The organism is Algoriphagus taiwanensis, assembly GCF_036245645.1.
In the GTDB taxonomy this organism is placed as follows: Bacteria; Bacteroidota; Bacteroidia; order Cytophagales; family Cyclobacteriaceae; genus Algoriphagus; species Algoriphagus taiwanensis.
Map to the genome: position 1 here is coordinate 198,469 of NZ_BTPE01000008.1, position 10,845 is coordinate 209,313.

12 protein-coding genes are annotated in these 10,845 nt (G+C 44.4%); 11 read left to right on the forward strand and 1 reads right to left on the reverse strand.

Annotation, left to right across the window (positions count from 1 at the left end):
- Positions 1-3: 3 nt before the first annotated feature.
- The 9 genes from AAA938_RS12825 (at position 4) to AAA938_RS12865 (ending at position 8,152) form a co-directional block, all read left to right on the forward strand.
- Positions 4-1,050 carry a zinc ribbon domain-containing protein gene (locus AAA938_RS12825; RefSeq protein ID WP_338229134.1) on the forward strand — a complete coding sequence of 349 codons (1,047 nt, stop codon included), beginning with the start codon at positions 4-6 and terminating at the stop codon, positions 1,048-1,050.
- Between the two features lie 13 nt (positions 1,051-1,063).
- Positions 1,064-1,642, forward strand: a complete 579-nt coding sequence (locus AAA938_RS12830; RefSeq protein WP_338229135.1) for a zinc ribbon domain-containing protein — start codon at positions 1,064-1,066, stop codon at positions 1,640-1,642.
- 1 nt (position 1,643) lies between these two features.
- Positions 1,644-2,507 carry a zinc ribbon domain-containing protein gene (locus AAA938_RS12835; protein WP_338229136.1) on the forward strand — a complete coding sequence of 288 codons (864 nt, stop codon included), beginning with the start codon at positions 1,644-1,646 and terminating at the stop codon, positions 2,505-2,507.
- A 12-nt stretch (positions 2,508-2,519) separates the two neighbouring features.
- Positions 2,520-3,050, forward strand: coding sequence for a hypothetical protein (locus AAA938_RS12840; RefSeq protein ID WP_338229137.1), 531 nt, complete (start codon positions 2,520-2,522; stop codon positions 3,048-3,050).
- 516 nt (positions 3,051-3,566) lie between these two features.
- Complete coding sequence (locus tag AAA938_RS12845) at positions 3,567-4,073, forward strand: winged helix-turn-helix domain-containing protein (protein ID WP_338229138.1); 507 nt, start codon at positions 3,567-3,569, stop codon at positions 4,071-4,073.
- The gene (locus AAA938_RS12850) at positions 4,063-4,776 is read left to right on the forward strand and encodes an O-methyltransferase (protein WP_338229139.1); all 714 of its coding nucleotides are present in this window, start codon (positions 4,063-4,065) and stop codon (positions 4,774-4,776) included. The genes AAA938_RS12845 and AAA938_RS12850 overlap by 11 nt, the downstream gene beginning before the upstream one ends.
- Before the next feature lie 178 nt (positions 4,777-4,954).
- Positions 4,955-5,851 (forward strand): glycosyltransferase family 2 protein, encoded by an 897-nt coding sequence (locus AAA938_RS12855; protein ID WP_338229140.1) that lies wholly within the window; start codon positions 4,955-4,957, stop codon positions 5,849-5,851.
- A 271-nt stretch (positions 5,852-6,122) separates the two neighbouring features.
- On the forward strand, positions 6,123-7,085 hold the full coding sequence (locus tag AAA938_RS12860; RefSeq protein WP_338229141.1) for an ATP-grasp fold amidoligase family protein: 963 nt from the start codon (positions 6,123-6,125) through the stop codon (positions 7,083-7,085).
- Between the two features lie 89 nt (positions 7,086-7,174).
- Positions 7,175-8,152 (forward strand): ATP-grasp fold amidoligase family protein, encoded by a 978-nt coding sequence (locus AAA938_RS12865; RefSeq protein ID WP_338229142.1) that lies wholly within the window; start codon positions 7,175-7,177, stop codon positions 8,150-8,152.
- Between the two features lie 36 nt (positions 8,153-8,188).
- Here AAA938_RS12865 and AAA938_RS12870 read toward each other — a convergent pair whose 3' ends face one another.
- On the reverse strand, positions 8,189-8,338 hold the full coding sequence (locus AAA938_RS12870; RefSeq protein ID WP_338229143.1) for a hypothetical protein: 150 nt from the start codon (positions 8,336-8,338) through the stop codon (positions 8,189-8,191).
- 272 nt (positions 8,339-8,610) lie between these two features.
- Here AAA938_RS12870 and AAA938_RS12875 point away from each other — a divergent pair, with 272 nt between their 5' ends.
- Both AAA938_RS12875 and AAA938_RS12880 read left to right on the forward strand, forming a co-directional pair.
- Positions 8,611-9,645: a hypothetical protein gene (locus tag AAA938_RS12875; RefSeq protein WP_338229144.1), complete on the forward strand. Its 1,035-nt coding sequence runs from the start codon at positions 8,611-8,613 to the stop codon at positions 9,643-9,645.
- Positions 9,646-9,755: 110 nt separating this feature from the next.
- Positions 9,756-10,532, forward strand: a complete 777-nt coding sequence (locus AAA938_RS12880) for an ABC transporter permease (protein WP_338229145.1) — start codon at positions 9,756-9,758, stop codon at positions 10,530-10,532.
- The last annotated feature ends 313 nt before the right edge of the window (positions 10,533-10,845 follow it).

Here is a 10,845-nt window from a genome sequence, read left to right on the forward strand (position 1 = left end):
ACTATGGAACTATTGCCTTTTGAATTTGCAAGCTACGCCGGAAAGGCGGGAATCACCCCGGAGGAGATTCGGACTTGGGTGGGGAAAGATTTGGCTTCATCCCAAGCGGCCGCAGGGGAGGATTTGTCGTGGCGAGACTTGCCTGACTTTCATGATGTGAAGGAAAATCTCGAGCTTCTGAAATCAGGCCCCACTACCCTTCAATTCCACAAGATCGCCCGACGAGAAATCTACCAATCCTATCTCTTTTTCTCCCAAGCCCAGCTTCACCCCGTTTCTTTATTGGGATCTACTTCCAATCACACCCTGCGTTTTGAGGCTTTCCCGGATTGGGATGCTTTTGTAAGCTTTGCCGCAGGGTCCTTTTTGGATTTTCCTGCGCTTTCCTTGGACACGCCGGGGCTGACCCAAATGAACTCCTCCGAGTTTTTGGTCTTGGGACTGCTCACAGAACTCTTTATCCGCACCTATCCAGAACCGGAGCCGACTTGGGAGCCTGACCGGATTTTGACCTTTTCTCCCAAAGAGCTTCTGGTATTAGCTCAAACCGCCTCAGACCAAACACCTGATGGCACTTGGTGGGCGCATTTTCAGCACATACAAAAAATCGAGCCGATAAGCCTTCAAGCCATTGAATCCGGAATTGCGATGCTGAGCATTAAGAATCTGATCGGCACAGATGAAGAACAAGAGGATCGCTTCTTCCTGGGAAAGGAGTTGACTTGGTTTGTTCGATCCCTTGCTTGGTGGGATAGAGGGTTTGAGTTGGTGGACACCGGATCGGATACCCGATTTATTTTCCTCCAGGCCACAGGCTTATTTGTCATCACAATAGATAAAGGCCTCAATTTTGGAATCGCCAATGTATCCGGAAAGAAACTTCCTGAATGGATGCGGAAATACCTTGAGCTAGCCCTTGAGGGGGAAACCGAAAAACCATCTCCGGCCACAGAAAGCAGGAGGGGTGCAGCTCCCCAGTTTTGTCAGCATTGTGGCGCCAAACTGGTTCCTAATGCCAAATTCTGTATGAATTGCGGTGAAAAAATTTAAAATCCCATAAGTCATGAGCCCAGCCTTTTGTCCTCAATGTGGTAGTCCTCTCAAGTCTGGAGCCCGATTTTGTCCTTCCTGTGGAGGAGCTCTTGCTTCCTTATCCCAAGCAATGAAGCCCAACCTAACCAAAGGACAAAGCAAGTCCTATTCTGGCACAATGCCCACTCCGGCCAAAGCCCAAATTCTCCAAAAAGTCAAAGAAGTGCTCCCAGTTATGGAAAAAGCAGCACCCAAGAGCTTTTCCCCTACAGCTGCTGAAGTAGTAAATCAGGTCCAATCAAGCCTCGATAAAGCCGGCTCTTGGGGATTTCTTTTGGTGAACTTGCTCTTGCTGATTCTCGGGTACTCTAGTGACTCCGTCTTGGGAATCTTGTTTTTCAGCTTGATTGCCGGTCTTTTTCTTTTCCTGAGGAGAAATAAACCCAAACCTGTCAATTGGGTGATCAAAGTCATTTTGATTCTTCAGGTAATAGGCCTTCTTGCCTTGGTAGTGGATACTCTGGAGTATCCGGGACCAATCTCAATATTGATGATTATCCTCCTAGCGGTGGATTTACGCTTGATTTTCAAAGGAAACCAAACACACTGATATGGCTAAGTTCTGTCCAAACTGCGGTTTTGCACTTCTTCCTGAGGCCAAGTTTTGTCCAGGCTGTGGAAAACCCATTCCCGAAGTGGAGTTATTCTTCAAGGAAACTCCGCTTCCCCCTGCAATCCAAAGTTCTCCCGTAGAGCTGAGCTTTCCTTTTCCTGTCAAAAACAAGGAGAAAACCATTTCCAAGCGGGCTTTATTCTTCTTCTTTGGCTTTGCAGTTTTGGCTTATCTGCCTTTTCTGGAGGATATGCCAAGTTCTGGCTTATGGGCTTTGACCCTCGTCGGTGCCTTGGGGGCGATGACAGCCCTTATTGTATTCTTTATTTTCCGAAGCCGTGCAGGGAAAATGCAAAGCCTGATTTCCGGTGAAAAAGTGATAGCCTCATGGAAGCTGGATGCTAAGCTCAAAGAAGCCTACGTCAATCAGCTTTTCAGTCATGAAAAAGCCAAAAACAAAATCACCTTCATCATTACGGCTGTTTTGATTTTGGTCATCTTCGGACTTTTTGCCCTTTTCATGGATGAAGGGGGAGGGTTTATGGTGATGGTGGGATTGGGTCTGATCGGATTGATTGCCTTTTTTGCCTTCCTGATGCCCAGCTTTTACCGCTCCAAAAATCAGCAAGGGGATGGATTAGTGATGATTGGGGAAAAGTTTGCCTACATCAACGGCTTCTTTCACAATTGGGATTTTCCTCTTTCTGGAATCAAGAAATCCAAAATCATCACCGAGCCCTACAATGGGCTGTACATTCAGTACTACTACACCGACCGAACCCTGACCAATACCGAAGAGCTTCAAATTCCGGCCCCAGAGAATATGGACCTGAGTTTCTTGGTCAAAAAACTTAAAAAATAAGCCCCTCAAGCCATGCCCTATTCTTCAAAAATCAAGGACCCTGCCTTTGACCGATACCTCAAAAATACCCGGAACTACCGTTACCAGTTTGGGTTTGGTTTGTCAGTGATTGCCGTGATTGGTTTTTTCCTCTATGGAGAATTCAGCGACGAAATGGACAATCCCGAGGCTCTTTATATCGGTTTGGTGATCGGAGGAATGTTTTTTTTGATCGGGCTATATGCTGCTTTTTCCAACCGGGTGATGCCGGATTGGGATGGGGAAGTAGCCGAGAAGGAAATCCTCGATAAAGAGGGGAAATCCATTTTTGTTGTGTACATCGAGGACAGCCGGGGCAAAAGACACGAACTGCGGGCAGAAAATGACGCCACCCTCTACGAGTATTATCACTTGGGAGAAAAAGTACGCTATCACGGAAAACTCAAAACCTTCGAAAAATGGGATAAATCCAAAGACGAAATCATTTTTTGTAATGCCTGCAGCTTTATGCATGAAATTTCCGAGGATACCTGCCGCAATTGTGGCTGCCCCCTGCTCAAATAATACCTTTTTCCCTTAAAATCAATACGTTGTAAGTCAAAAGACCCACTTTTTATTTACGAAGTACGAAGTACGATTTACGATTCATCGGTCATCCGACATCGGACATCCCACATCCGACTTCGGTCATCGGACATCCGAGTATCTTCAAATTTTTCAATTCCGCGACTCAAAAACATTTGAACAAAACCCCAAAACCCCTTACTTTGACCGAGTAAAAATTTTACTCAAGCCGGTAAGCTCTCTCTGGGAGTGAAAGGGCGAAGCTTTGGAAAATAGTCAAAGTTCAGCTTCGATTGCCGAGCATGCCTGCACTGAGCGGAGTCGAAGTGCCGAAGTGTCGAAGCATGAACCCAAAACACAAAACGTTCTACGTTCAGGGTTCAACGTTTAACGTGCAACAAATCGAACCTAGAACATCGAACTCAAAACATAGAACGATTAACTTTTCCCCGTTAACTATTTACCTCTAACCACTTACCACTTACCATTTACATATAACCCCCAACCTCCCTCTCCTTGCTCGACTCCCTAGTCACATCCAAAACCCGAATCAAACTTCTCCTGAAGTTCTTTTCCCATTCCAATTCAGGATACCTGCGTTCTTTGGCCAAGGATTTTGATGAATCCACCAATTCCGTGCGCGTAGAACTCAACCGACTCACGGAGGCAGGACTATTGGTCACTGAGGAAGAGGGGAAAACCAAAGTCTATAAAGCCAATCAAAACCATCCTTTTTTCACCGAAATCAAAAACATGGTTTCCAAATTTCTTGGTTTGGATGACCTGATGGAGCGGATCGTCAAGCGAATGGGGGAGGTGGAAAAGGCCTATATCGTGGGAGATTATGCCCAAGGTATTGACTCCGGTACCGTGCAGATGGTCCTGGTAGGAAAAAATCTGGATAAAGACTATCTTGACTTTATCCGCGATAAGACTTACGAAAAAGTAAACAGAAAAGTAGAAGTAGAAATCTTGGAAAAAGACCCGGAAACCATCTCGGGCATATTAGTCTATGGAAAGTAAATCAGGTCAATACATCAAACCCGCCTATAAAATTTTTGGTCGCTTTGTATCAGAGTGCATGGCTTACCTCAAGTCCGGTAAAGGTATAGGAATGCCAATTCAGGATTTTCCTGCTTATTTTTCTTACAACAGGCGTTTGATTCCCCCTTTTCTTGCCTCCAAGCCATGGATCGTTCACCGGGCTTTTTTGGAGCTCCAAAAATACATTAAGCCTCAAATGCACGTGCTTGAGTTTGGTTCCGGGGGAAGCACACTCTATCTGGCAGATAAGGTTGCCTCTATTTACAGTATAGAGCACGACGAAAAGTGGTATCATCTAATTCACAAGCAACTCGAAACTTACTCTAAAATCACCCATGTGCTTGTGCCGCCTGTGAAAAAAGAAGGTAAAGAAGAGTATAAGAGTGTCCATGGGCTTTTTTCGGAAGGTTTGGACTTTGAAGACTACGCACATGCAGCAGACCATCTTCCGGAAGAATCCTTCGATTTGTTGATTATTGACGGTAGAGTCAGACCTCAATGCCTTAAAAACAGCATCTCCAAACTAAAAAGAGGAGGGATGCTGATATTTGACAATGCAGATCGAGAGACTTACCAAGACACCATTCAGACCTTTCTTTCCGGTTGGAAAAAGAAGAGGTTTTCCGGAGTGACAATCTACGATCCCTACTTCAATTCTACCCATATCTATTTCAAACCATGATTTGGCGAGAATCACTTATGTAAATTATTCTCTGCTATATCGAGGTTTTTTGGCTTTTTGATAAAACATTAAACCCGATGTCAAAATATTATTTGGTGAAATAGATTGGCTTAAGTACCTTGAACTTTCGTGAATTAAAAAATTTTCAAAAGGGAAAAATCAGGTAAGTATTTTCGCAATGAATCAAAAATTGATTTCTATTCTTATCCCTAATTATAATAAGGTTGAATATATAGAGGATACATTCCAAAGTATTGTCAATCAGACTTATACGAATTGGGAATGCATCATAGTTGATGACCATAGTACGGATGGTTCTTGGGAATTGCTCCAGAAATTTGTTAAATCCGACTCTAGATTCAGACTTTTCAAAAGACCGGATAGCTTACCCAAAGGGGGGAATACCTGTAGAAACTTTGCTTTTTCGAAAGCAAAAGGGGAATATATTCAATGGTTTGACAGCGATGATTTGATGCTGCCAAATTTTCTTTTGGACAAAGCGAAGGTTTTGGACCAAAATCCCGAGTTCCCTTTTGTAGCCTCCAAGGCTGAAATCAAATTTGCAGATGACTTCATAGGGACCAAATCCTTCAGGCAAAATATAGAATCTGATGATGTGATTTCGGATTACCTGAGATTCAGAATTCTCTTTCTTCCAGGTGGCCCTCTTTTTAGAAGGTTCGTTTTTGAAGAAGTCGGACTTTTCCATCCCGAACTGAAAAAGCATCAGGAATGGGAATTGTTTTTTCGGGTGATTTTAAGGTTCCCAATATGGGGAGTGGTGAAGAAAAAGGGCTTTGTGTACTTCATCAATAACAATTCTATCACTGCAAGAATGGCCGACACCAAAAAACATGTGAAAGCTGAAATCAAAGCCATTCAAACCGCACTCGATGCGGCCTCCAACCCTTTGATAGCCTTGGCCCCTTCCAAAACGCGACAATATTTTCTGCTGAGATACCTGAGATTTAGTCTTGTTCATCAAATGGTCGGTCCAGCGATTTGGTTTACCAAACGCCTAATTCAGGAAGTAATCCAACCTCAATCGGTAGAGATGATTCCAGAAAATAATTGACGGCCAAAATTTTCCCAATTCTCAGTCCAGCTACCTGTACCAAAAAGGCAAGGCTCTTACTTTTCTACCCAACTATTCACCTAACGGCGGTTGCTGAGCCAGTCGAACCAAGCCAAAGTGAACTTGGAAAAACTTGGTGACTCATAAGAAAGCAGATAGTCAAAACATTTATTTTTGACTTCTGATAATCAATCAGAAGCAAATAGGGGCCTCGACTATTTCCCTGCAATAAATTACCCGTACTGTCACCAAAACATCACTATCTCCAAAAATGAGATTCACTGGAAACTTGGGAAAAATCAAAGACCTAGCCTATCACTACAAAGAAAAAGTGCAGGGATTTCCAGTCTTGCACCGCTATTTTCAGCGCTACAACCAATACCCACTCAAGCTATGGTACCCGGAAACCAACAATGAGCACATTGTCCACAAAATGGTTTTTGACAGGAATCCTCTCTTGGTGCTCACTTCGGACAAAGTAAAGGTCAGGGATTACGTCCGACAAGTACTCGGTCATCAGCAGGCTGAGGAAATCCTCATTCCTGCCTTCCATATCAGCAGGACAGGAAGGGATTTTCCGGATTCGATCTGGAAAGAAGAGTTTTTTATGAAAGCCAACCATGGTTCGGGCATGAATCTTCTGGTGCAGCCGGGTGATGACCGACAGCAGGTCTACAAACTTGCGCAAGAATGGCTTAGTGTCAGTTATGGTCAGGAATATCATTCCTGGGCTTATAGGGATATTCCCCGTCGGATTATCTGTGAAAAGGTCATCCGGGATAGGCAGGGGAAAATCCCCATGGATATCAAGTTGTACTGCTTCCACGGAAAAGTCAAAATGGTTCTTTTTTATAAGGACCGTTTTGAAACTCCTTGCCGGATTTTTTCCGATCAGTTTCTTAATCCCATCCCCGGTGTGCAAACCAATATGGACATGATGGATCAGGTACCCCAATATCCTGCTTTTCCGAAAATGCTCACCATCGCTGAAAAGCTGGCCAAGCCATTTACCTATGCCCGGATTGATCTTTATTCCGTGGAGGACAAGGTGTTTTTCGGAGAAATTACCCATTACACCGGTGCAGGGATTGAAAAGCTCGATTCCTACGAAATCGACTTGGCTTTGGGCTTGCTTTGGAAAAAAGAAAACATCCATAAAAACCTCTCTGAGTGCAGGGAAGAGATACAAAGCACCAAAACCCGGAATATCCCTGCATCCCCCCAATTATTCTGAATATCCAAAAGAAGAAAGCTTCCCCTCTTCCCAGGCCTCTTTATTTTCCCGATCCATTTTTAAACGAGTTTGCTCAACCCAACCATCCTATGTTTGCTATTAGGCCTTTTATCCTTAATCATATCCCCAGTCATTTCCTTAAGAAAAATCTTTTGCTTGGTTTGGATGCCTGGCATGAATGGAATCAGAAGCGGAAAGGATATCCCGAACTCCATCGATTTTTTCTGGCTCATCAGAAATATCCACTCAATCTTGAAAATCCCCAAACGATCAATCAATGGATTCAATTCAAGAAAGTCCATGATCGGAATCCTGTACTCACCCAAACCAGTGATAAGGTTTTGGCCAGAGCGTATGTCAAGGAAATTCTCGGAGAAAAAGAGGGAGAAGAAATTCTTATTCCGGTGTATCAAATCACCGATGATGCCCGAAAAATCGATTTTGATTCCATCCCTTCCGAGTTTTTTCTGAAAGCCAACCATTCCTCAGGGGGAAATTTGCTCGTGACTCCCGGAATGGACCGAAAAGAAGTGATCAAACAAGCCAATCTATGGCTTGCCAATAGTTACGGGCAGCATTACCATGAATGGGCCTACCGCAATATTCCACGAAAACTCATCTGCGAAAAAGTACTTCGGGATGAAAAGGGGCAGATTCCCTTGGATTATAAATTCTATTGCATCCATGGCAAAGTCAAAATGATCCTGTTTGTGAAAGATAGACTGGGAGATCAAAAAAGACTCTTTACCGATAGAGACCTTCGCATCATCAAAGGAGGATACATGCTGAGATATAAAGAAATCCCCCATCTGGATGAAATCCCCGCCTTGCCCCGAATGATTTCCATTGCCGAGCAACTCTCAGCCTCGTTTCGGGACCTACGAGTGGATCTGTATGCCTTGGGAGAAAAGGTCTACTTCGGTGAACTCACCCACTATGATGGTTCAGGACTTGTGCCCTTCGACGATATCAGGCTGGATTATGCTTTTGGGGATCTTTTGAAAAAAGAAAATGCAGATAAAACCATCTGGGAGGCCCTCTTGGAGCGATTTCCCGATTATTCCTGAATTTAAAAAAAGGTACTAAATCCCGCCAATAAGAGATCAATCCACGAATGGGATGGGCTGATATTCCTGCCCCTGATGTTCCCGCTTGGCCTGATTGGTTTGATTTCCGTCAGGCAATAATTTTTTAAGTGAAAGTAAATACCCTTCCCGGGCGTTTCTTCCGAAAAAAACATTTGCAATTCCCAAGTCACTGAGTAATTTTATTACTCGGTCGTCATTGCGAGCGTACAGCCGTCATTGCGAGCAGCTTGTCCGCTGTGGCGGAAAGCAATCTCTAAAAAATCTAACTCCAAAATGGGAGTGAAAGGGCGAAGCTTTCGAAAGCGTTTAAGTTTATAATGTTAAGTGCTTCAGCCAATTCTCAATTTAACTCTTGACTACTAACCCTTAACGCCTCAATTTCCCGCTTCCTTCCTCTCTCAAATCCCCACAGGAGGCAAACCAATTCCTATCCAAGTATGCTTCATTCCCTAAGGCTTTGGCTATATGTGCAGAGGCAAAAGAGATTCCGTCAAAAGCTACTTAAGAAAATACTGAATTATACCTCATCGGAGGAGGGGAGGAAATACCGGGAGGAAGGCGAATTCATCGCAAAGCATGGACTGTCTATCTTTCCTTATTCCTTTCAGTTCCGATACGATCCCAAGCAAATCCTGCTGGACTACGAAGAGGGATATCCATTTTTCTCCTACCGGGGAAAAAGGCTCTTTCTTCCCAACTCCATGCCGGAGGAAAAGGCCAAGTCTTATGCCAATAGCCTACTGATGGAACAGGACCCGGAATCTCCCCATTCCTATGCGAATGCGGTCTATTCCATTAAGTCCGACGATATCCTGCTGGACATCGGCTGTGGGGATGCCAATTTCACCCTCGAACATATCGATCAGGTCAAAAAGGCCTTCCTCTACGAGACCGATCCCAAGTGGAAAACTCCCCTGCAGAAAACCTTTCAGCCCTGGAAAGAAAAAGTAGTGCTTTCCCATCAAAGGGTAGGTTTTGGGAAAAATGAGGCCAATCTCTCCCAAATGCCCCAACTGGAGAGCCAATCTGTCCTTTTCAAAATCGATGTGGATGGGGCTGAACGGGAGGTACTCCAAATGCTTGACCCCTTACTTCCCAAGCTGAAGAAAGCCAAAGTAGCCATTTGTACCTACCACCAAAACAAGGATGCAGAGGAATTTCAGGGATGGTTTCAATCCCGTGGGTTTCGGACTGCCTTCCAAAATAGAGTAATTCTTTTCCACCCCGATACCCGAATCCAAAAGCCCTTTTTCCGTCCCGGAGTCCTTTTTGCCTACCGGGAAGAAAAACAGGAAGAAGCAGAAGGCAAGGATAAAGTATCTAGTATCAAGTATCTAGTATCAGGTATCAAGTTCCTAAAAGACATAACCAATAAGCCAAAGCACTTACTTCCTGGCACACTGGAAGAATCGACGTTAAAACCAATGCTAGTGTCTTTTGTGTTCAAAATTTTAAGTTCATCGTTTGCCTGAACGGAAACCCAAAACGTAGAACCCAAAACCTAAAACTTAAAACCTTAAATTAACTCCAGATCAATCCCTCGTCCCACTACAAAGTAATCGAACCCTCCTCCGGATGGAAGATGGTGGACTTCAAGGAGCTTTGGCGCTACAAGGACCTCCTGTATTTCCTGACGCTTCGCGGCATCAAGGCCCGCTATGCCCAGTCCATTCTCGGGGTGTCTTGGGCGATTATTCAGCCTCTTTTCACTACCCTAGTCTTTACTTTGGTTTTTGGAGGCTTAGCCAAGGTAGATTCGGATGGGATGCCTTATATTCTCTTTTCCTACTTGGCCCTTTGGCCTTGGAACTACTTCTCGGGCACGCTGACTGAATCGGCCAATTCCCTGATTCAGAATGCGAATATGATCACCAAGGTCTACTTCCCGCGCATGGTGCTGCCCCTCTCGGCCATCCTGTCCAAGATGCTAGACTTTACCATCGCCTTTGTGGTGGTGGTGATTATGCTGATCTACTTCAGGCAGGTTCCCGGTTGGGGAGTATTATTTACCCCGCTTTTGATCCTGCAGCTCTTGATGTGCAGCCTGGGGATAGGGATGTTTCTATCCGCATTGGCAGTAAAGTATCGGGATGTAAAGCATGCCCTGACTTTCCTTGTTCAGCTTCTGCTCTATGCTGCTCCGGTGGTGTATAGCACATCAGCTGTCCCTGCCGAATACCAAAAATTCTATATCCTCAATCCCATGGTCGGAGTGATAGAAGGCTTCCGTGCCGCCTTTTTGGATAGACCCATGCCCTGGGAATGGATCTGGCCGGGAAGCATCGTAGCGGTGGTGGTTTTCATCTTTGGGATGATGTACTTTAGAAAGATGGAGCGCACGTTTGCTGATGTTGCTTAAACGTTCATCGTTCAAGGTTCAGTGTTCAACGTTGAACTCAAAACGTAGAACGCACAGCGTTCAAGCTTAGACTTTATTCCTGATTACTCATTCAAAATTCTTAACTCTGGGAACTCAGAACCCAATTCCCCCTTATTCTCCCTGACTTGTCCTGAATTGAGTTTACACAAAGTAAACTACTATGAAACGACAAAAAGAACAAAAAACAAGAGGAATAGGATCTCTGAGTTGGGCTGAACGGGAAGAAATGATCAAAGAGTATCTTTCGGGGAATTACTCAAAAGTTGAGATTTGGAAGAAATATACCGGTCAG

Bases quoted from the DNA above. Each gene is read 5' to 3' on its own strand.
- AAA938_RS12825 (WP_338229134.1), top strand. From the start codon at position 4: ATGGAACTATTGCCTTTTGAATTTGCAAGCTACGCCGGAAAGGCGGGA.
- AAA938_RS12830 (WP_338229135.1), top strand. From the start codon at position 1,064: ATGAGCCCAGCCTTTTGTCCTCAATGTGGTAGTCCTCTCAAGTCTGGA.
- AAA938_RS12835 (WP_338229136.1), top strand. From the start codon at position 1,644: ATGGCTAAGTTCTGTCCAAACTGCGGTTTTGCACTTCTTCCTGAGGCC.
- AAA938_RS12840 (WP_338229137.1), top strand. From the start codon at position 2,520: ATGCCCTATTCTTCAAAAATCAAGGACCCTGCCTTTGACCGATACCTC.
- AAA938_RS12850 (WP_338229139.1), top strand. From the start codon at position 4,063: ATGGAAAGTAAATCAGGTCAATACATCAAACCCGCCTATAAAATTTTT.
- AAA938_RS12855 (WP_338229140.1), top strand. From the start codon at position 4,955: ATGAATCAAAAATTGATTTCTATTCTTATCCCTAATTATAATAAGGTT.
- AAA938_RS12860 (WP_338229141.1), top strand. From the start codon at position 6,123: ATGAGATTCACTGGAAACTTGGGAAAAATCAAAGACCTAGCCTATCAC.
- AAA938_RS12865 (WP_338229142.1), top strand. From the start codon at position 7,175: ATGTTTGCTATTAGGCCTTTTATCCTTAATCATATCCCCAGTCATTTC.
- AAA938_RS12875 (WP_338229144.1), top strand. From the start codon at position 8,611: ATGCTTCATTCCCTAAGGCTTTGGCTATATGTGCAGAGGCAAAAGAGA.
- AAA938_RS12880 (WP_338229145.1), top strand. From the start codon at position 9,756: ATGGTGGACTTCAAGGAGCTTTGGCGCTACAAGGACCTCCTGTATTTC.